This window comes from Bradyrhizobium sp. SZCCHNS1022, from assembly GCF_032484835.1.
Classification (GTDB): Bacteria; Pseudomonadota; Alphaproteobacteria; order Rhizobiales; family Xanthobacteraceae; genus Bradyrhizobium.
In genome coordinates this window covers 677357-698655 of record NZ_JAUETT010000002.1, presented here as the reverse complement: position 1 = coordinate 698655, position 21299 = coordinate 677357, and the positions used below count along the sequence as shown (strand labels likewise).

17 protein-coding genes and 1 pseudogene are annotated in these 21299 nt (G+C 65.1%); 8 read left to right on the top strand and 10 right to left on the bottom strand.

The window, feature by feature from the left end:
- Window positions 1-94: 94 nt before the first annotated feature.
- Window positions 95-742: an alpha/beta hydrolase gene (locus tag QX071_RS16785; RefSeq protein WP_315703752.1), complete on the top strand. Its 648-nt coding sequence runs from the start codon at window positions 95-97 to the stop codon at window positions 740-742.
- Window positions 743-924: 182 nt separating this feature from the next.
- On the opposite strand, the gene QX071_RS16780 is transcribed toward QX071_RS16785, so the two are convergent.
- Window positions 925-1602 (bottom strand): glutathione S-transferase family protein, encoded by a 678-nt coding sequence (locus tag QX071_RS16780; protein WP_315703751.1) that lies wholly within the window; start codon window positions 1600-1602, stop codon window positions 925-927.
- Window positions 1603-1684: 82 nt separating this feature from the next.
- A complete protein-coding gene (locus tag QX071_RS16775; protein WP_315704275.1) occupies window positions 1685-2788 on the bottom strand; it encodes an anhydro-N-acetylmuramic acid kinase in 1104 nt (367 codons plus the stop codon).
- Between the two features lie 170 nt (window positions 2789-2958).
- On the opposite strand from QX071_RS16775, the gene tyrS reads away from it, so the two are divergent.
- From tyrS to QX071_RS16760, 3 genes and pseudogenes are all read left to right on the top strand, one after another.
- Complete coding sequence (gene tyrS, locus QX071_RS16770) at window positions 2959-4212, top strand: tyrosine--tRNA ligase (RefSeq protein ID WP_315703750.1); 1254 nt, start codon at window positions 2959-2961, stop codon at window positions 4210-4212.
- Between the two features lie 56 nt (window positions 4213-4268).
- Entirely contained in the window at window positions 4269-5516 is a 1248-nt protein-coding gene (locus QX071_RS16765; RefSeq protein WP_315703749.1) for an MFS transporter, read from the top strand.
- Window positions 5517-5822: 306 nt separating this feature from the next.
- A pseudogene (locus QX071_RS16760) lies at window positions 5823-6122 on the top strand (chemotaxis protein); the annotation flags it as partial.
- An 8-nt stretch (window positions 6123-6130) separates the two neighbouring features.
- Here the strand turns inward: QX071_RS16760 and QX071_RS16755 are convergent.
- On the bottom strand, window positions 6131-9856 hold the full coding sequence (locus QX071_RS16755) for a DUF3971 domain-containing protein (RefSeq protein WP_315703748.1): 3726 nt from the start codon (window positions 9854-9856) through the stop codon (window positions 6131-6133).
- 592 nt (window positions 9857-10448) lie between these two features.
- Here QX071_RS16755 and QX071_RS16750 point away from each other — a divergent pair.
- From QX071_RS16750 to QX071_RS16735, 4 genes are all read left to right on the top strand, one after another.
- Window positions 10449-11165, top strand: coding sequence for a redoxin domain-containing protein (locus QX071_RS16750; protein WP_315703747.1), 717 nt, complete (start codon window positions 10449-10451; stop codon window positions 11163-11165).
- Between the two features lie 100 nt (window positions 11166-11265).
- The gene (locus QX071_RS16745) at window positions 11266-12630 is read left to right on the top strand and encodes a M23 family metallopeptidase (protein ID WP_315703746.1); all 1365 of its coding nucleotides are present in this window, start codon (window positions 11266-11268) and stop codon (window positions 12628-12630) included.
- Window positions 12631-12826: 196 nt separating this feature from the next.
- Window positions 12827-13225 (top strand): hypothetical protein, encoded by a 399-nt coding sequence (locus tag QX071_RS16740; RefSeq protein ID WP_315703745.1) that lies wholly within the window; start codon window positions 12827-12829, stop codon window positions 13223-13225.
- A gap of 205 nt (window positions 13226-13430) precedes the next feature.
- Window positions 13431-15725, top strand: a complete 2295-nt coding sequence (locus QX071_RS16735) for a TonB-dependent receptor (RefSeq protein ID WP_315703744.1) — start codon at window positions 13431-13433, stop codon at window positions 15723-15725.
- Window positions 15726-15801: 76 nt separating this feature from the next.
- Here QX071_RS16735 and QX071_RS16730 read toward each other — a convergent pair whose 3' ends face one another.
- From QX071_RS16730 to QX071_RS16700, 7 genes are all read right to left on the bottom strand, one after another.
- Window positions 15802-16557 (bottom strand): class II aldolase/adducin family protein, encoded by a 756-nt coding sequence (locus QX071_RS16730; RefSeq protein WP_315703743.1) that lies wholly within the window; start codon window positions 16555-16557, stop codon window positions 15802-15804.
- 116 nt (window positions 16558-16673) lie between these two features.
- Window positions 16674-17375, bottom strand: a complete 702-nt coding sequence (locus QX071_RS16725) for a glutamine amidotransferase-related protein (RefSeq protein ID WP_315703742.1) — start codon at window positions 17373-17375, stop codon at window positions 16674-16676.
- A gap of 274 nt (window positions 17376-17649) precedes the next feature.
- Window positions 17650-17772 carry a cytochrome bd-I oxidase subunit CydX gene (cydX, locus tag QX071_RS16720; RefSeq protein WP_409977487.1) on the bottom strand — a complete coding sequence of 41 codons (123 nt, stop codon included), beginning with the start codon at window positions 17770-17772 and terminating at the stop codon, window positions 17650-17652.
- Window positions 17772-18923: a cytochrome d ubiquinol oxidase subunit II gene (cydB, locus tag QX071_RS16715; RefSeq protein WP_315703741.1), complete on the bottom strand. Its 1152-nt coding sequence runs from the start codon at window positions 18921-18923 to the stop codon at window positions 17772-17774. The genes cydX and cydB overlap by 1 nt, the downstream gene beginning before the upstream one ends.
- Before the next feature lie 10 nt (window positions 18924-18933).
- Window positions 18934-20517, bottom strand: a complete 1584-nt coding sequence (locus QX071_RS16710) for a cytochrome ubiquinol oxidase subunit I (protein WP_315704273.1) — start codon at window positions 20515-20517, stop codon at window positions 18934-18936.
- A 14-nt stretch (window positions 20518-20531) separates the two neighbouring features.
- Entirely contained in the window at window positions 20532-20732 is a 201-nt protein-coding gene (locus QX071_RS16705; RefSeq protein WP_315703740.1) for a hypothetical protein, read from the bottom strand.
- A gap of 208 nt (window positions 20733-20940) precedes the next feature.
- On the bottom strand, window positions 20941-21288 hold the full coding sequence (locus QX071_RS16700; protein ID WP_315703739.1) for a DUF2946 family protein: 348 nt from the start codon (window positions 21286-21288) through the stop codon (window positions 20941-20943).
- Window positions 21289-21299: the final 11 nt, after the last annotated feature.

The window sequence follows — 21299 nt, the reverse complement described above, 5'->3', positions numbered from 1 at the left end:
TCGCCGCTCTCCTGCAACATTCGTCGGCGGTCGCGCCGGCCGAAGCTAGCACGACGTCGCGCGATATTTGCCAAGGGTTCTCAAGGGTTCACCGATGCCTGAAGTCATCTTTAACGGTCCGGCGGGCCGTCTCGAAGGCCGTTATCATCCGGCCAAGCAGAAGAACGCGCCGATTGCGATGATCCTGCATCCGCATCCGCAGTTCCATGGCACGATGAACCATCAGATCGTGTACCAGTGCTACTACGCCTTCGCTCATCGCGGCTTCTCGGTGCTGCGCTTCAATTTCCGCGGCGTCGGCCGGAGCCAGGGCGCGTTCGACCACGGCACCGGCGAGTTGTCGGATGCCGCCTCGGCGCTGGACTGGGCGCAGACCATCAACCCCGAGGCGCGTGCCTGCTGGGTCGCCGGCTTCTCCTTCGGCGCCTGGATCGGCATGCAGCTTCTGATGCGCCGCCCGGAGGTCGAGGGCTTCATCTCGATCGCCCCGCCCGCCAACCTCTATGACTTCTCCTTCCTGGCGCCCTGCCCCTCGTCGGGCCTGATCGTCCATGGCGAGAAGGACGCCGTGGTGCCGCCGAAGGACGTCAACACGCTGGTGGAGAAGCTGAAGACGCAGAAGGGCATCGTCATCGATCAGCAGATCATTCCCGGCGCCAATCACTTCTTCGACGGCAAGCTCGAGCCGCTGATGGAAACCATCACGGCCTATCTCGACATGCGGCTCGCCAACGTGCGCTGAGCGCGGGCGGAGCGGCGGTCATAATCACGAGCGCCGCATCCTCCGCTCTCATCACCCGCGAAAGCGGTTGATCCAATACGCATCACAGTTGGTCACCGCCGTCTCGGAATAATGGATCGCCTCTGTCAAGCCGGGGATGACAGTTGGGGGTGATCGCCAACACGTCGAGACGCAACGCTGCGTTACGCCGCCCGTTGCAACAGATAGGCGTTGTGGCGAACGAGGAAGGCGCGCAGCAGCGTCGGATAATCGGCGCCGACGGCTGCCTTCACGCTGGGGCGTCGCGCCAGCGCAGCACGCCAAGCCCGCAGCTTCGGCGTATCGGCAAACACGTGAAGATCGCCGAACTCATCGAAGACGTCGAAATAGCGGAAGATCGGCGCGAACACCGCATCGACCAGACTGAAACTTTCACCCGCGAAGAACGGTCCCGCATCTAACGCCGCTTCGACCCGTGCAAATTTCGCAACCAGGGCCTGCCGCTTGGCCTCGAAAATCGCGGCGTCCGTCGTGGTCTCCAATCCCCAGAGATCGGACAGGATCGCCGAGCCGAATTCCATCCAGGCGCGGTGCTGGGCCCGATCGAGTGCGTCAGCCGGGTGCAGCTTCGGTCCCGGCTGCTTCTCCTCGATGTACTCGCAGATCACGTTGCTCTCGAACAGCGCCACCTCGCCAGTCGCGGTCGCCACCGTCAGCACCGGCACCTTGCCGAGCGGCGAGATTTTCAGGAACCAGTCCGGCTTGTCGGCGAGATCGATATCGATCCGCCCGAAGGCGACGCCCTTCTCGGTCAGGGCGATGACCGCCCGTTGCACATAGGGACACAGCTTGTGGCTGATCAGCTTCAGCGCGGCGGCCATTTTGATCCTCGCATTTCATGCAGATGCATCAAATTAAATGCATTCGCATGAAATGGTCAAGAAGGATGCATCGACATCAAAATCACGGCCGTGCGATCACGCCTCCGGTCATCGGCATCGGCACGCCCGTCGTGGCGGGATAGCTGAGCGGCAGGCCTTTCATGCCGCGCGCGGCGAGAAATCCGAAGGCCTGCGCCTCGATCGCATCCGCCGACCAGCCGAACGCGTCGGCGGACTCTACCGTGGCGGGCGCTAGCCGTTCGCGCAGCATCCGCATCATGGTGAAGTTGCGGGCGCCGCCGCCGCAGATGATCCAACTCTGCGGTACCTTCGGCAGCAGCGGCACGACTGCTGCGATCGCCGCGACGGTGAAGGCCGTCAGCGTGGCGGCGCCATCGGCCGGCGACACGTCACCCAGCGTGAGCGCCGCGAAGTCATTGCGGTCGAGCGATTTCGGCGGCGGCAGCCTGAAGAACGGCAGCGCCAGCGCGCGCGCTACCCATGCCTCGTCGGCCGTGCCCTGCGCGGCCATCCGGCCGTCCTGGTCGAAGGCCTGGCTGACGCGCCGGAACATGAAGTCGTCGAGCAGCGCATTGCCCGGCCCCGTATCGCAGGCGATCAGCGTCTGGTCGCCATCGATATAGGTGATGTTGGAGACCCCACCGATATTGACGACGACCGTGGGGCCCTCACGCTGCAGCGACTGCACCAAGGCACGGTGATAGACCGGCACGAATGGTGCGCCCTGCCCGCCCGCCTCGACATCGGCCGCGCGGAAGTCGGACATGACGGGAATATGGATCGCCTTGGCCAGGGCCTGCGCGTCGCCGATCTGCACGGTCAGCCGCCGCTCCGGCCGATGCAGCACGGTCTGGCCATGGAAGCCGACAATGTCGAGGTCCTGGGCGGTCAGGCGGTTCTGCGCAAGGAAGGCGGCCACCGCCTCCGCATGCGCCAGGGTCACGGCATGCTCGGCGGCACGCAGGACACCCGGGCGCGCCTCGCGTCGCTCCAGATGCACGGCCTCGGCCAGCGCCTGCCGCAACAGGCTGCGCTCGCTCCCACTATAGGGCCGGTAGCCGGTTGGGCCGAACGCCTTGATCCGGCGGCCGTCCGTCTCGAGCAGGGCCACGTCGACCCCGTCCAGCGAGGTACCGCTCATCAGACCCAGCGTTGTCAGAATCATCGTCATCAAACCTGAAAAGGCCCACCTTTTGCGCCGAGTACGGCCAAATCGAGGTCGCGGCTTGTGCAAGCCGCCCGCTTCTTATAAGCCCACGGCACGCGCCGCCGCCGCAAATCTCGCCGCGATTTGCGCAGATCAGCGTAAACAACATTCTTCAGAGTCGTCGATAAATGACTGCGTTCAAGTCCGATTTCCTCAACGTGCTGCAGAGCCGCGGCTTCATTCACCAGTGCTCGGATTTCGAGGGCCTCGACGCGCTCGCGGCCAAGGGCGAAGCCACCGCTTACGTCGGCTACGACTGTACCGCGCCGTCGCTGCATATCGGCAACTTCCTGACCATGATGATGCTGTACTGGCTGCAGCAGACCGGGAACAAGCCGATTACCCTGATGGGCGGCGGCACCACCATGGTCGGCGATCCCTCCGGCAAGGACGAGACCCGTGCGATGCGCACAGTCGCGGAGATCGAGGCCAACAAGGCCAGCATCCGCGGCGTGTTCGCCAAGGTGCTGCGCTACGGCGACGGAGCGACCGATGCAGCCATGCTCGACAATGCGGAGTGGCTGACGAAGTTGAATTGGATCGAGATGCTGCGCGACATCGGCCGGCATTTCTCGGTCAACCGCATGCTGACCATGGACTCCGTGCGGCTGCGGCTTGAGCGCGAGCAGGAGATGAGCTTCATCGAGTTCAACTACATGGTCTGCCAGGCCTATGACTTCGTCGAGCTGTCGCGCCGGGTCGGCTGCCGACTGCAGATGGGCGGCTCCGACCAGTGGGGCAACATCGTCAACGGCGTCGAGCTCGGCCGCCGCATGGGCACGCCGCAGCTGTTCGCACTGACCACGCCGCTGCTCACGACGGCCTCGGGCGCCAAGATGGGTAAGACCGCGCAGGGCGCGATCTGGCTGAATGCGGATCAATGCAGCCCGTACGAATTCTGGCAATATTGGCGCAACACCGAGGACGCCGACGTCGCGCGCTTCCTCAAGCTGTTCACGACCTTGCCGCTCGCCGAGATCGACAAGCTCGCCGCGCTGCAGGGCGCCGAGATCAACGAGGCCAAGAAGGCGCTCGCGGACGCCGCCACCGCTCTGCTGCACGGCGAAGAGGCCGCGCGGACCGCGGCGGAGACGGCACGCCGCACCTTCGAGGAAGGCGCGATCGCCGAGAACCTGCCGACGGTCGAGGTTCTGCAAGGCGAATTCGAAGCCGGGCTCGGGGTCCTGGCGGCATTCGTCAAGGCCGGCCTTGTCGCCTCCAACGGCGAAGCGCGGCGCCAAATCAAGGGCGGCGGCCTGCGCGTCAATGACACGCCAGTGACGGACGAGAAGATGGTGCTGACGCCGAAAGAGTTGACCAGCGAGGGCGTGATCAAGCTCTCGCTCGGCAAGAAGCGCCACGTCCTGATCAAGCCTGCATAGGCGCATTCGCTTTTCTCGGCTTGCCAGGGCGCCCAATCTGCGGCCCCCTGGCAGCCATGAAAACAAAAGCTTTTGGGGAGGACGCATCGCCAGCCCCGGCGCAGCCGGCGCGCGTGGGGCTCGTCGTGCTGGCCCTGTGCTTTGCCCTGTCGGTGCTTGGACGTGGGCTCGCCGAGAGCTTCACCGTCTTCCTGAAGCCCATTTCCGAAAGCCTGGGCTGGGACCGCGCCGAAGTGGTCTCGATCTATTCGCTCGCGGCGCTGACCGGCGGGCTGGCTGCGCCGCTGATCGGCCGACTGTTCGATCATTCCGGCCCTCGCGCCGTCTACGCCCTCGGCCTGCTGCTGCTCGGCACGGCCTTCCTGATCGCCGCCTCCGCCTGGCAACTCTGGCAATTCCAGCTCTCGCTCGGCCTCTGCGTCGGCGCCGGTGTCGCGCTGATCGGACTGGTGCCGAACTCGATCCTGCTCGGGCGCTGGTTCGGACCGAAACTGCCGACAGCCATGTCGGTGATCTATTCAGCCACCGGCGCCGGCGTGCTGATCCTGCTGCCTGCGTCGCAGCTCCTGATCGACCACATCGGCTGGCGCAGCGCCTATCACCTGTTTGGCGCCGTCGCGCTCGCCCTGCTCGTGCCGCTGTTGCTGCTGCCGTGGCGAGTGTTCGCCAGGGGCGCCTCGCATATCACGCGTCCGATGAGCATCGAACTGGGCGATGACGGCTGGACCTTGCTGCGGGCGCTGCGTCATCACGCATTCTGGGCGCTGTTCGCGACCTTCTTCTTCACGGCGATCGGAATGTTTTCGATCGCGCCGCAGGTCGTAGCCTATCTGATCGACGCCGGCTTTCCGCCGCTGCACGCCGCGACCGCCTGGGGTTTCTCCGGCGTGGCGCTCTTGTTCGGCATGCTCGGCGTCTCCTGGCTCGACGGCGTGATCGGGCGCAGGCCGTCGGTTCTGTTCTCCTACGCGTTGTCCATCTCCGGCATCCTGATGCTGTGGGCACTGCAATGGGCGCCGAACATCTGGCTGCTGACCGGTTTCGTCATCTGCTTCGGCAGCATGATCGGCTCACGCGGTCCGCTGTTGTCAGCAACTGCAATGAAGATCTTTCGCGGCAAGCGGCTCGGTACGATCTACGGCACCATCACCATCGGTTCGAGTCTCGGTGCAGCACTCGGCTCCTGGGCCGGCGGCGTCATCCACGATGTCACCCACAGCTACAATACGCTGCTCGTGCTCGCATTGGTCAGCGTCGTCATAGGCATGATCCCGTTTCTCGTCGTTCCGGCCTTGCGCAATTAGTTCGGACGACTCACGTGTGAGCCGCACAAGGAATTGCGCGCCGCATCCGCAGTACGGCCCAGCGTCCGTCTAATGGACACGCAAGAAGTGGGCCACATTCACGATTAGTAAGAGGATTGATGGTCGTTCGTTCGTCAAAATAATCTTGACGAGGAAGCCATGGCTCTGCTCAGCCGCATGAAGATCCGCACCAAGCTCGCGAGCATGGTGATCCTCGCTGCCTTGACCGTACTCGCGATCGTTGCCGTCTCGGTCTGGCTCAGCCGCACCCGCATGCTGGAGGATCGCATCACGCAAATGCACACCGCGGTCGGTGCGATCGACGGCATCACCTCGACCATCGAGGAGGTCTCGGCGATCGCCGCCACCATCGGCTCGGCGATCGAGGAACAGGGCGCGGCCACTGCCGAGATCGCCCGCAACGTGACGCAGGCGGCGCAGGCGACGCGCGAGGTCACCGCCAATATCGGCGGCGTTTCGACCGCGGCCAACGAGACCGGCGGTGCCGCCGGTCACGTGCTGAGCGCGGCCACCAATCTGTCCAAACAGGCCGAGCAACTCGCAGCCGAGGTGAACACCTTCCTCGCCGGCGTGCGTGCCGCGTAGCAGCGCGATCAATTGTTCGGCGGGATCTCTGGCGGCGCGTAGGGCTGCTTGCCGGTATCGAACCGGAAGATGTTGCGGAACACGCCGGGGGCGATCGCCGAGATCGGGTTGACGCGCACCACCGGCTTGCCGGGCGTACCGACCACCTCATAGGTCACGCCGAACATACCTTCCCGGTTGCCGTTGCCCAGGAACAACCCGAACAACGGAATCTGGCCGGCGATGTTGTTCAGCCCATAGGCCGGGATGATGGTGCCGTTCATCCGCACCTGGTTGGCGTTGTAGTCGATATTGCCCTCGATCGTGAGGCCGATCGTTGGCCCCTGCACGATGCCGTCCTTGACCAGCAACAGGCCCGGTTGCCGCGTGAACTCGGCACGCGCTGCACTGAAGCCGATGCCCTGCCCGCTGCCGATGCCGCCGCCGGCGACTGCGCGGTCGAGCGCCTGTTCGCCCTTGACGGTGAAGTCGCGCATGTTGATCAGCCCTTCCTTCGGGCTGGTGTCAGCGGTCGGCGGCTCCATCGCGAGCTCCAGCTGTCCACCGATCACTTTGGTATAGGTGTCGGTAAAGTTCAGGAACGCGCCAGCGTCGTTGGTCTGCAGATAGATCACCTCGCGGCCTTGCGCGCGGCCGGCACGCTGACTTGAAACCGGAGCGTCGCGGCCGACGCGCAGATCCGCAGCGACCGGCGTATCGCGCCCGATCTTGCCGGCAAGCGTAAAGCTCTTGAAAGCTCCGCCGCGCCGCGACAGCTTGACGTCGACGCTGCGCAGCGCCTCACCGTTGAAGCCGGCGACCGCGCCGAGCTTCACGTCGGCGTCGATGTCGATGCCCTTGGACTTGGTCTTGTCGGTGTCCTTGCCGGACATGGTCGATTTGATGAAGCCGCGGCCGTCGAACACGTCGCCACGCATCGTCACCTTGAGCACGCCGTCCTGGCCTCGCTCGGCCTTGAGCTGCGCCTTGTCGCCGTCCGAAGGGGCATAGGTCGGGAAATTGGCGTTGGTCACATCGCTGTTCTGGTCGACCTCGATCGAGCCCTTGATCGAGGCGCCACTGCTGTCGATGACGATGTCCTCGAACCGCGTCGATTGCGGCTTGCTCACCACGTTGAAGGTGGCACGGCCGGCCCTGCCCGGCAGCTTCACCCATCCGGGCAGAACGTTGTCGAGCTTGACCTGGGTCAGATCGGCCTCGACAGCGATCTTGCTGTCGTGATCGCTGGAGGAAGCAATCTTGCCATTGAGCTTGAGCGGGATGTTGCCGCTGAGCGCCGATCCGAAATCCATGCCGAGCCGCGCGCGGCCGGCATCGTCGAGCGTCGCCTGCAGCTTGATGTCGGCGTCGCCGTCGGCCGGCTTGCGATAGTCGAGCGAGGCCTGCTGGCCGTTGATCTTGACGTCGCCCTTGACCTGATAGGCCTGGTTGTTGGCGGCGATCTTCAGCGTGCTCGCCTCGAGCTTCTGGCCCATCACCACCTTCTCGGCGGAGAAGTTGGTCAGATCGGCCGTCACCACGTAGCTGGTGTCGGTCTTGGTCAGCTCGCCCTTCACCGGCATCGCGAGATTGATGTTGGCCGAGAAGGTTCCCTTGCTGGTGTTCGGATCGATCGGCGTCGCCGACAAATCGCTCAGCCGGTCGGACGCGAGAATCTCGGCCGCAGCGGCGACCTGGCCGTCGACGCGCATGCGCAGCCGCGACGGCGGCGGCTTCGGCGCCATGTCCGGCACCTCGAACACGACGTCGGAGAAATTGATCTTGCGGCCGGCGGGTGTGTCGGCCACGCCCTGGCCGATAGTGACGGTCGCGGTGCGGCCGGTCACATGCGCCCTCAGATCGGCGTCGTGCACCGGAGGCAGACCGTCGACGGGAAGCACGCTCACGCCGGTGGCGAAGATGTTGATCTCGAGACCGTCGTCGGGAATCGGCGGCCCCTTGCGCGGCAGATTCTTCACCGGCGAGTTGAGGGCGACGTCGATACGTTGCAGCGAGCCGCGCTCGATGCGGTCGATGACCCAGGCCCGAACCTCCGGGACGATCAACGCCGGCCACAGCCGCTTCATCGCGGTCGCCGACATCGGCGTGCCGGCGAAGCCGAGCTTGATCTGCGGCTCGCCCGAATAGTCGATGCTGCCGGTGCCGGCGACCCCGATCTCTCCGTTGGAGATGTCGGCCTGCGTCAGCAATACGCGCTTGCCTTGGGTATCGAAGCGGAAGCCGATCGAGATGCGATTGAAGATCAAAGGCGGCTCGTTCTCGATGCCGCCGAGCAGGATCGTCCCGCCGGAGAGGCCGAGACGCCAGTCGTTGACCGCGCCATCCGGAGGCTCGAGACGGCCGAGCAAGGTGATGCGATTGGCACCGGACACGATCTTGAACGGCGCGACCAGCACCCGGCGGCCAGCATCCCATTCCAGGTTCAGCTCCGCCGAATCGATCGGCATCGGATAATCGGGCGTATCGGTATCGATGACGGTGCCGGCGCCGACCGTCAGCTTGCCGCTCAGATAGGTCGGCAGCCCGTCGCGGCCGAGTTCACCCTTGACCTCGCCGGACAGCGGCAGATCGGCCATGTAGGTGAGGTCCTTCAGCCGCAGCGCCAGCAGGATGTTGCTGCTCGACACCTGGTCGGCTTTGACATCGACCGTGCGCACGCCGTTCGACGGCGCACCGATGGTAACACGCAGCGACCAGGGCTTGGCGCCCTCCTCGCCGACACTGAGCGCGACGCCGCCGCCGGCTGGCCGACGCAGGCTCAGGCTGATGTTCTCGAACGTCCATTTGTTGCCGCGCTGCTGGTCGTCCACGACCAGCACGCCGTTCTTCAGCCCGATCTCGTTGAGGTTCTGCCCGTCGAGCCCGCTGAGACTCAAGCTGTCCAGCCAGTCGAGCCCAGCCAAAATCCCGCTCGGCGCATTGGCCTGCGCAGCGCCTGCCGGTGGCGTGGCGGCCGCCGGTTCGTTCCCGCCTTGCGAGGCCGCCGCAGCCCCGGGTGCGCTCGCCGCGCCGCTGTCCACGCGCGAGAAGGTCGGCGGCAGGCCAGCATCGCGCTTGGAGGCGACGCCGGTCGCCAGCGGCTTGTTGGCGGACCCGGTCGACACCGTAACGGTGCCGTCGGGCGCAATGCGGACCGCCAGCTCGGCGTCGACCAGCTTCAGGCTCTCGGCGCGCAGCTGGCCCATCAGCAGCGCCGCACCGGAGAGCCGCACCTCGGCCTTGGGCGCGCTCGCGACCACGGCATGATCCTGATCGCGCACGACGACATCACGGATCCGCACCGCGATATGGACCCGCCCTGCGCGTTCGATCTGGGTGCCGCCGACTTCGACGGTGTTGCCATGACCGATATTGTCCTCGATCGCGGTTGCGAGCCAGGGCGTGACGATGTCGAGATTGATCGGCCCCATCCCCAAGCGCCACCACAGGCCGGCGAAACTTACGGAGAAAAACACGATCAGCGTGGTGATCGCGGCCAGGAGCCGCCGCCCCCAGCCGCCTTCGCCGGTCCAGCGGCGCAGCGCCGCGGGTCCGCTCGTCAGCAAACGCAGTCGCGAGTTCGAGCCCGCCAGCAGGCGCCGCGCGCGGTGGTGGCGCACGACGTCGTCGTGGTCGCGGTCCTCGACCGGATGATCGTCCGGCGCATGCGCGTGATCCCAGCCGGCATCGTTCCAGTGCCCGGCCTGGGTCTCCGCCTGCAGATGGGGCCGTTGGGGAGACGTATTCCTTGCCATTGCCTCTCGGCGTCGCGTGTCAGTTGAGTCGCAACCAGCCTGGTACGTACCAGATCGGTCGCAGGTTCGGCCTCGCCCGTTGACAGGTAGCGAGGGGTTCTCTGCCGACATCGCCCCCGATCCTTGACTGGTCCTGTTGCTCATTCGCCGGGTGCCGACGGCCCGCTCGACGAGCGCGGCCGGCAAGGCGCCGAAATCCTTGTCACCATACCTCGCCGGCGTCAGATTTGCCCAGCGACTCCTGCCATCGATCCGAAGTTCCCCGGAAGCCCTCACTCGGCTTCACTTGGCTGCGTCGTCCCGGGAACTCCGATCGGTGAGCGGAACGAGATGGTTTAGCGAGACGGTTGTGGGCACCACGACTTAAGGACGACGTTTCTAGGCCGATGTTTTAAGGACGATTTCCAAGGACGACTGTCCCAGGACGACTTTCGAGGGCCACGTTCCAGGTCCACTCTCCGAAGTTCGATTAAAATCCGCGGCAGTGATTCTCGCGAGCTTCGGAAAGCGGGTGCCAATCCGCGCCAGCGCGCCGGACAAGGATTCGCACACGGCCATGATTGATCCGCGGAAAGCGTCGAAAGGAAGGCGTATGTCAAAGCAATCACGTAAGAAATCTTCAAAAACCTCTGGGCCTGCCAGATCCGCCGCCAAGGCGGTTGCCAAGTCCAGCAAGGTCAAGTCCGGCAGCGCTAAGTCCGGAAGCGTCAAGTCTGCCGCGAAGTCCGGCGCATCTTCGAAAACGCCGGCCAAGGCCGGTAACAAGGTCGCCAAGCCGCCCGTCAAGGCCACGGTCAAAAAGACCTCCGCCGCGAAGCCGACCAGCGAATCCGCGCCGAGCACAGCGGGTCTGGCACCCGGCATGAAGGCGCCTGGCTTCAAACTGCCGCGCGATGGCGGCGGAACCGCCTCGCTCGCCGATTATGCCGGCCAGAAGCTGGTGCTGTTCTTCTATCCCAAGGCGAATACGCCCGGCTGTACCAAGGAGGCGATCGACTTCACCCGCCTGGCCCAGGCGTTCGCCGACAGCGGAACAGTGGTGCTTGGCGTCTCCGCCGACAGCGTGAAGGCGCAGGACAATTTCCGCGACAAGCACGCCCTTTCGGTTCCGCTCGTCTCCGACGAACGTCACGAGATGCTCGAGGCCTATGGCGCCTGGGGCGAGAAATCCCTCTACGGCCGCAAATTCCTCGGCATCATCCGGAGCACCGTGCTGATCGGCCGCGACGGCCGCATCGCCAAGGTCTGGCGCAACGTCAAGGTCGACGGCCATGCCGACGCGGTGCTCGCCGCAGCGAAGGAGCTTTAAGACCCGCCCGGTTCCATTGAGATAATATTAACCATGGGTGGGTCAAATCGGCAGCTGTAAAGCCGTAGGACTGCACGATCCGACCGGCGCGGGAGTGCCGATGTCGCATCGTTCCGGCCATCATGCCGAATATCCTCATCATCATGCCCATGATCGCAGTCGCGCCCTGCAAGCGCGGCGCGTTCCGACAAGTCAGCCGGCGTCCGCCCCTGCCGCGTCCAAGAGCGATTACACGCTACTGCATGCTGGCAAGCAGGTTCGCATCGGGCCGGTGGTGTTCTGGATCGTGGTCGGGACCGTCACGCTGCTCGGTCTGTGGTCGGCAGCCACCGCGACCTATTTCGCCTTCCGCGACGACGTGCTGACCCGCCTGATCGCCCGTCAGGCTGAGATGCAATACGCCTATGAGGATCGCATCGCCGACCTGCGCGCCAAGGTCGATCGTGCGACCGGCCGTCAACTGCTCGACCAGGAGCAGTTCGACCAGAAGCTCGACCAGATCCTGAAGCGCCAGGCCGCGCTGGAGAGCCGCGCCGCGACGCTCGGCAGCATTCCCGATATCACCGGCACGATCCGGCCGCAGGCGCGCAGCAGCGCGTCCGAGACGACACCGGCGAACGCGACGCCGAAACCATCGCCGATCAGCGACACCGTGATCTTCAGGGCGCCGCCCGACCGCGAGGCACGGCTCGAATCCCGCACACCATTGATGCCCAACGCGCAGCCGAACCAATTCGCCAAGCTGAACGGCGTCGAGAATGTCCTGACCAAGCTGCAGCGCTCGCTCGACCAGGTCGAGGCGCGGCAGATCGCGATGCTCAACACGGCCGAGGAGAGCATGGAATCGCGGCTGCGACGGATGCGCGGCGTGATCACCGATCTCGGCCTCGACACGGCACAACTCGAAGCCGCCGCTCCCAAGGGCCCACCGATGGGCGGGCCTTTCGTTCCCGTGAAGCTCAACGCAGAGTCCGGCCCGTTCGAGCGCCAGCTCTACCGCATCAACATCACCCGCGCCCAGGTCGAGCGCCTCAACCGCACGCTGTCGCTGGTGCCCTATCGCAAGCCCGTGGTCGGCGAGGTCGAGTTCACTTCGGGCTTCGGCGTTCGCTCAGATCCCTTCCTCGGACGGCCCGCGATGCATACCGGCCTCGACTTCCGCGCCCAGACCGGCGATCCCGTGCGCGTCACCGCCAACGGCAAGGTGGTGTCGGCCGGCTGGGCCGGCGGCTATGGCCGCATGGTCGAGGTCGATCACGGCAACGGCCTGTCCACGCGCTACGGACATCTCTCCGAGATCAACGTGCATATCGGCCAGCAGGTCAGAATCGGCGAAGTGATCGGCGAGGTCGGCTCGACCGGCCGCTCCACCGGCCCGCATCTCCACTACGAGACCCGCATCGACGGCGAGGCGGTCGACCCGCAGAAATTCCTGCGCGCCGGCGTGCGGCTGAGCGCGGGATAGCGGCTCTGCTCCGAACGACCATCCTCAACCATCCAGCTCCGTCTCGTTACGCCGGACTGCACAGCTATACAGCTTTGCGGGGGACGAACGCCTGTGGCGATCCGGCCACAAGCTGCGACCTTCGCCGGTCGAACCTCGCACGCGACGCGTCTCCGCTCCGAGATGTGCTAATCATTCCCGCCAGGGGATTAGGGCTGTGCGTCATCATCATTCACATCAGCGCTTGGGCGCGGGCATCATCGCCTGCGCGATGGCCTATGTGATCGCGCTGCAGCTCACGCTCGCGCTGACCCTGAATGCCTGGCTGCCGCCAGACCTGAACTACGCGTTCGGCGAGATCTGCCACACCCAGGCGCTGGCCGGTGACGGCGCATCCTCCCGCGAACCGGGGCCGGTGAAGGGCGCCGCGCATTGCCCGCTCTGCGTCATGCCGGCCTTTGCGCTGCTGCCACCGCCGGATGCGCCCGCAGTCACGCTCCGCCGCACACTCGGGATCGTCTTCGAGATCGTCGCCGCGCCGCGCATCGAGCTCGCCGAGGTCCACTCCTCGCATCGCGCCCGCGCGCCGCCTGCAAGGGTGCCAGAGCGGGCCTGAGCGGACGGACCGCTCCCGCCATCATCTCACCATCCAGCGTTCGCCTCGCAGCCGACAGCGGCACCCCGCCGGTGCCGCATGCGTCTGCACGCGCCGCAACCCCGTTTCATCCGCCGGACGCGGCCCATCGCGCGCCCGGCCCCGTTCCGATGCGCAAGCACCTTGCGCGACAGGTTTTCAAAGTCCGTCCATGTCACATCCATTTATGTCATATCCATCCACGGGCCATCGCCGCCCGCTCCTGCTCGTCACCGCCGCGCTGTTCGCGCCGGCGCTGCTCACGACCACCGCGCTGGTGCCGCCGCTTGCAATGGCTGCCCGCGCGCAAACCGCCGACCGGTTGCCGACGGTGACCGTCAATGCGCCTCAGCCGCGCCGGGCCAAGCGCAAGCCGCACTCGGCGGCGAACGCGCAGCCCACCACGGCGCCCGCCGCAACCACGGCCACACGGGACGAGCACACCGCGCCGCCGATCGGCGCAACCGCGCTGCCGCCGCAGGCCGGCGTCCAGCGCGCGCTGTCGTCGAGCGATTCCGCGTCCCTGGTCACCGATCTTCCCGGCGGCGCCACCTGGGGCGCCGGCGGTGTCTCCAGCCTGCCCGCGATCAACGGCTTCGGCGCCGACCGTCTGCAGGTCGCGATCAACTCGATGCTGATCAGCCCGGCCTGCCCCAACGAGATGAATCCGCCGCTGTCCTTCGTCAATCCGGCGATGGTCGCGAAGATGCGCGCCTATCTCGGCATCGGTCCGGTCTCGGTCGGTGGCGACTATGTCGGCAGCCGCATCGACGTCACCACAGCGCCACCGGCTTTCGCGCCGGAGACCGCGGGCTGGATCACCAGCACACAGCTGTCGAGCTTCTTCCGTAGCAACGGCAACGCCTACGGCGTCGATGCGAGCGCCACGGTCGCCAACCGCGACACCAGCATCACCTATACCGGCGGCTGGGTCCGCTCCGGCAACTACAAGGCCGGCGACGGTTCGACCATCAAGTCGACGCTGTACGAGACGCAGAACCACGCCATCAGCGTTTCCAAGCAGACCTTCGGCAACCTCTTCACCTTCCAGGTCGGCGGCCAGTTCATCCCGTATCAGGGCTATGTGAACCAGTACATGGACATGGTCTACAACCGAGGCCTGTTCGCCAACGGCCGCTACGAGGGCGTGTTCGACTGGGGCAAGCTCGAGGCCAGCGCCTTCGTGCACCAGATCCGACACACCATGGGCTTCATCGCACCCGACAAGGTGGCGGACATGCCGATGGACACCAAGGGGCTCGACACCGGCTACGCCGTCAAGGTCACGATCCCGGTCTCCGGCCACGACCTGTTGCGGGTCGGCAACGAGCTGGCGCTGAACCGGCTGGATGATTGGTGGAGTCCGGTCGCGGGATCGATGATGATGGGCCCGAACACCTTCATCAACATCAACGGCGGCACCCGTGACCGCGTCGGCACCTTCGTCGAATGGGAGCGGCACTGGGACCGGCAATGGACCTCGATCATCGGCGTGCGCAACGACGTGGTGTGGATGAACACCGGTAACGTGCAGGGCTACAACGCGATGACCTCCGGCGCCGACGCCGCCGCCTTCAACGGCAGCGACCGCGCCCGCACCGACATCCATCTCGACGGCTCCGCGCTGGTCCGTTACGAGCCGAACGACGTCAGCCAGTACGAGCTCGGCTTCGCGCGCAAGACCCGCTCGCCCAACCTCTATGAGCGATACGCTTGGTCGACCGACGCGATGGCGATGCAGATGATCGGCTGGTTCGGCGACGGCAACGGCTATGTCGGCAATCTCGACCTCAAGCCGGAAAAGGCGCACACGGTGAGCTTCACCGCCGGCTGGCACGATCCGGCGCAGAAGATCTGGGACGTCAAGGTGACGCCCTATGCGAGCTACGTGCAGGACTATATCGACGTCGACCGCTGCGGCACCGCAAGCTGTCTTGCCAACAATCCGGCTAATCTGACAGCGAACAACGGCTTCGTCTATCTGCAGTTCGCCAATCATGACGCGACGCTCTATGGCGTCAATGTCGAGGGACGACTGACGGTCTGGGATGACCTCATTTACGGCCAGGGTCAGGTCCGCGGTCTCATCGGCTACGTCCGCGGCAAGCGCACCGACGGCATCGACCTCTATCACATGATGCCGATCAACGCGAAGCTCGCGCTCGACCACCGGCTCGGCAGCTGGACCAGCAGCATCGAGCTGCAGCTCGTCGGCTCCAAGGACGTCGTCAGCCAGGTCCACAATGAGTTGACGACGCCAGGCTACGCCCTGGTCAACCTGCGCACCGGCTACCAGTGGCAGCATGCGCGGATCGACCTCGGCATCGACAACCTGTTCGACCAGAACTACTACCTGCCGCTCGGCGGCGCCGACCTGGTCGACTACAAGGTGGTCTCGATGATGGGCTCGTCGGCGGCCTACGGCTACGCCGTCAAGGGTCCGGGGCGCTCGTTCAATGCCAGGCTGAGCGTGAACTTCTGACAGCCTCCCCGCGGCCCGCGCCGCCGTGATGGCGCGGGCCGCGGGGAGCAGCTCCGTCAGTGGCAAGGAGGTCGGCTCATGCCCTGAAGCTCGGGTCGATCCGGTCGAGTTTGCGCAGCAGAGCGGGCCACACCAGCCGTTCCGCAAGCTGCGACATGCCGCCGGACATGGCGAGCTTGGCATTTTTCTCGATCACCTCCGGCGCGGTCGGATGATCCATGGAGATGTCGCCGAGCATGCGGGTGCGCACTTGCATGGTGCAGGCGCGCTCGAGGAAATACATCCGCAGGAACGCTTCGGCGCACGTGCGCCCGACCGCGAGCGTGCCGTGATTGTGCAGGAGCATCAGGTTCTTGGAGCCGAGATCCCGCTGCAGGCGCGGCCGTTCGTCATGGTCGAGCGCAACCCCCTCGTAGTCGTGATAGGCGAGCTCCGGCAGCACCAGCTGGGCGGTCTGGTTCAGCGGCAGCAGGCGCTCCTTCGAGGTGGAGACCGCCGTGCCATCCGGCGTGTGCAGATGCATGACGCAGCCGGCATCGTCGCGAACTTCGTGGACCGCCGAATGGATCGTGAAGCCCGCGGGATTGACCGGAAACTCGGAATGCCCGACGGGCTTGCCGTCGAGCCCGATCTTCACGAGGCTCGAGGCGGTGATTTCCTCGAACATCATTCCATAGGGGTTGATCAGGAATTGATGATCCGGTCCCGACAGGCGCGCTGAAATATGCGTGAAGATCAGGTCGTCCCAACCGTAGAGGGCAACCAGCCGATAGCAGGCGGCGAGATCGATGCGAATGGCCTTCTCGGCCGCGTATACGGCGTCCTGATTCATTTTCTCTCCCAGGGCAGTCTTGTTGTGCAGTTCGACGAAGCGGCGACTCTAACAGAAAAGCGAGCGGCGTCCCATAGCCCGGAGCTACCGCCATGAGCACGGTCGCGCCGACGCGTTCACCGCATCAGGAAGCGGGTGATCGCTCGACCCAGCTTGGCGCTGTCCAACGGCTCCCTCAGAGACGCCTTTGCCGTCGCGACGACGTCATCGGGCGCGACACCCGCACGCAGTTCACACAGCGCATGAGCATAATCCGCATCGAACTCCGGATGCGGCTGGACGGACAGAGTCGTGCCGCTCTCGTACAGCAGACCGGCATGGGGCGTGAACGGCGATGACAGGATGGTGCGGGCGCTGGATGGCGCCGCGATCACCTGGTCCTGATGCGAGCAAGCGATGGCGAGCTGGGGGTCCGCGACGATCCCGTTCTCCGGAGAGACCTGATAGACGTGCCGACCGAGACCCCAACCTTTGTCCGATTTGCGGACGAGGCCACCCATCGCCTGCGCGATCAGCTGGTGTCCGAAGCAGACGCCGACCATCGGCGTGCCCTTCGCGTCGGCCGCCCGCACGAAATCCTCGAGCGGCGCGATCCAGTCGAGCCCATCGTAGACGCCTGCGGCAGAGCCGGTGATAAGGATCGCCTGCAACGAGCCGGGTTCAGGCAATCGCTCCCCATTCGCGAGACTGACAACCTCGCATTCGATCGAGATATCCTCGGCGCGGAACATCCGTTCGAACATGGCCGGATAAGAGCCGTGGCGCGCGCGATATTGCGCTGGGACCAGCCCGGTTTCGATGATCGTGATGCGAGGCATGAGATTCCCTGAATGGATGGGCAAGGGCCGACAACGTGCAGCATGTGCCCCCCCGCGAGTGACAGCTCCGACGCGATTGAGAGAAGTGATCTTGTCGGCGAACCTGCACCTGAAAACAAGAAGGGCGCGCCGCAGCCCGCCCAATTGATTGCGCATGTCTCACTTGTGACGAGACTGCAATCAGCTGCGCGATTCGCCTCGTTCATGCGCCCCGAAAGCAGGATTCCGGGGGGGGGGGACGCCCCGGAACCCGTGGCTCCGCCCTGACGAGGGCTCACTCCGATAGCGGTGCGTCAGGCAGATGCATCTCATGCCATAGCGCGTTCAGCACGCCGAAACCGACCGCGAGACTGACACCGAGAATCCAGGTGAAGTACCACATCGTGACATCCTCCATCAGTAGAGCTTGTGCCCATCGGCCTCGACCTGCGCGGCCGTCACGGGGCCGCGCAGGACCCGGTAGACGAAGGCCGTGTAGGCCAGAATGATCGGCATGAAGATCAGGGTTGCCAGCAGCATCACGAACAGGGTGAGCTGGCTGGATGACGCATCCCACACCGTGAGACTCGCCTTCGGCTCGATCGAGGACGGCATCAGGAATGGGAACATGCTGACGCCGGCCGTGCTGACGATGCCGAAGATCGAAATCGCGCTGGCGAGAAACGCAGTCAGCCGCAGGCCCGCCCGGCTTGCCACCGCCAAGCCGAGCGCGCCGGCGACGCCGAGCCCCGGCGCTGCCAGCATCCAGGGATGGGCCGCATAGTTCGCCAACCACTGACCGGGTAGCATCACGACGGCCTTGAGCAGCGGATTGGACGGACCTGCGACCGCAGCATCGCCCGTGATGGCAAAGCCGGAAATGCCGAAGGCGATCCACACTCCGGCCAGCACGAACAAGCCGGCAGTCACGATCGGGAGGATCGTTGCGATTCGGCCTGCGCGCGCCGCAACCTCCCCGCTCGTCTTGAGCGCGAGATAGGCGGCCCCATGGGAAGCCAGCATGGACAGCGACACCAGTCCGCACAGTAGCCCGAATGGATTGAGCAGCTCGAACAGCCCTGATCCCTCATAGAAGACCCGGAGATCCTGGTCGATCCTGAACGGCACGCCCTCCAGAAGATTGCCGATGGCGACACCGAACACGAGGCTCGGCACCACCCCACCCGCAAACAGTGCGTAATCCCAGGTCGCGCGCCAGCCTGGGCTTTTCAGCTTGTTGCGGAACTCGAAGCCGACCGGCCGCAGGATCAGCGTTGCCAGCACCAGGAACATCGCGACGTAAAAGCCGGAAAACGCCGTCGCGTAGACCATCGGCCAGGCAGCGAAGATCGCACCGCCGCCGAGGACGAGCCAAACCTGGTTGCCGTCCCAGACCGGCCCGATCGCATTGATCGCGACGCGCCGCTCGGTATCGGTTCGGGCCACGAAGGGCAGCACAGCGGCCGTACCGAGATCGAAGCCATCCATGATGGCAAAGCCGATCAGCAGCACGCCGAGCAGCAACCACCAGATCAAACGGAGATGTTCGTAGTCGAGAGGGATTTGCATGACTCTAGCCTCATTCGGCGGGCGTGGCGGCGGACACTGCGGCGGCGGGATGTTCGGCGGCGGCCGCCGGTGGCGGCGCGAGAGCCTTGACCGGCCCCATGCCGATATATTTGCGCATCAGCATCACATCGATCACGAGCAAGGTTGAATAGAACAGGACGAAGCCTGTCAGCGTGAACAGAACCTGCGGCAGAGATAGCGATGACGACGCCAGGCCGGTCGGCAGCACGCCGTCGATCGCCCAGGGCTGCCGTCCATATTCCGCGACGATCCAGCCGAGTTCTGCGGCGACCCACGGCAACGGCCATGACCACACCGCCGCACGCAAAAGCCAGCGCCGCTCGAAGTTGCGCCCGCTTGCCGACCAGAACGCGGCGCCAAGCAGCGCGATGAAGTAGAAGCCGAGCGCGACCATGACCCGGAACGACCAGAACAGCGGTGCGACATGAGGCACCGTGCTCCAGGCGGCCTTGGCGATGGTGGCCTCGTCGGCCTTGCGAGGATCGCTGACATAGCGCTTCAACAGTAGCGCGTAGCCGAGATCCTTGGCATGCGCCGCAAGCTCCGAGCGCGCGGCCTGGTTGGTCCGGTCAGCGCGCAGGGCATCGAGCGCGTTATAAGCCACGAGCCCGTCGCGAATGCGCCTCTCGTTGTCCCGGACCAGATCGGCGATACCGAGCAGCTTCTGATCGAGCGAACGTGTGGCGATCAGGCCGAGTGCCCACGGCACCTGGATCTCGTAGTGGTTCTGCCTGCTCTCCTGATCGGGAATGGCGAAGACCGTGAAGGCGGCCGGCGTCGGCTCGGTCTGCCACATCGCCTCGATGGCGGCGAGCTTCATGCGCTGGTTCTCACTCACCGTGTAACCGCTTTCGTCGCCGAGCACGACCACCGACAGCGCCGACGCGAGTCCGAAGGAGGCGGCGACGATGAAGGAGCGCCGTGCGAAGGCGATGTGGCGTTTGCGCAGCAGATACCAGGATGAGATCGCCAAAACAAAAATCGAACCGCACACATAACCGGCGCTCACCGTGTGGACGAACTTCGATTGTGCGACCGGATTGAACATCAGATCGTAGAACGATGTCAGCTCCATCCGCATCGTATCGGGATTGAACGCGGCACCGACCGGATTCTGCATCCAGCCATTGGCGATCAAAATCCACAGTGCCGACAGGTTCGACCCGATCGCGACCAGCCAGGTCACTACGAGATGGCCGAGCTTCGACATCCGGTCCCAGCCGAAGAAGAACAGCCCGACAAAGGTGGATTCCAGGAAAAAGGCCATTAGGCCTTCGATCGCCAGCGGCGCGCCGAAGATGTCGCCGACATAATGCGAGTAGTAGGCCCAGTTCGTACCGAACTGGAACTCCATGGTAATTCCGGTCGCAACGCCCATGGCGAAATTGATGCCGAAGAGCTTGCCCCAGAATTTGGTCATGTCGCGCCAGATCTCGCGGCCGGTCATGACATAGCTCGTCTCCATGATCACGAGGATGAAGGACAGGCCGAGCGTGAGAGGAACGAAGAGGAAGTGATAGAGAGCCGTGAGCCCGAACTGAAGTCGGGCGAGACTCGTGGGATCGAGATCCAACATGAGAGCCTTCTCTAGGGTTGAGGTTGCTCGACGCCGATCACGCGCGCGATCGCGCGGTCGGAGCTCGCGGTGCGTGGCCCGTCGAAGGCGACGAAGGCCTGCATCGAGAGCACGACGAGGAGCTTGAGGACGAGCGCGGCAACGATCGTGCGTTGCAGCGGCGTTGTTGGGCGCAGACCCGCGAGTGCGAAGTCGCGCAGGGAGGCGAGCACGGGCCAGGCGCGTGGCGATCGGCGCGACCGGGCCTTCGCTGAGGGTGGAACCCGTCGCCGCTGCCTCACGACAACAGCTTGGGCTTCCGCGTCGGCGCTGGCCGAGATGCGGTTCGATGACATAGACGTGTCTCTTGTCTTTACCGATGGGATGGCGCGGCCCGTCGCACGTGACGTCGCCTCGTCGACGGCGGCAATGCGAGACGGGCTATCCGACAGACAGCTGAGGTGGAGCGCGCGGCCAGGCTGGAGAGGCGGTTGATGTCGCGACGACCACCATCGCGCGAGGCTTCAGATGCAGCGCCAGCGCGTGCCGAAGCGGAGCTGGAAGGCCCGCAGCCGCAGCGAGCGCCGCATGACCGTCGGCGAGCGGAAGACAGAACAGGCAGGAGGGTGCATGTACGGAGGCCTCGCCTGCCCCGTCGTCGGCGATCCGATGGCCGTCGGCATCGACGACGATCGGCCCGGCCGCCGAGCAGATCAGGCTCCAGCCGTTCATCAGCGCGCGAGCCGCGAAGTCCGTGCGCGGACTCCCGAACGGAAGAACGATGCTCAACAGAGTGTTGA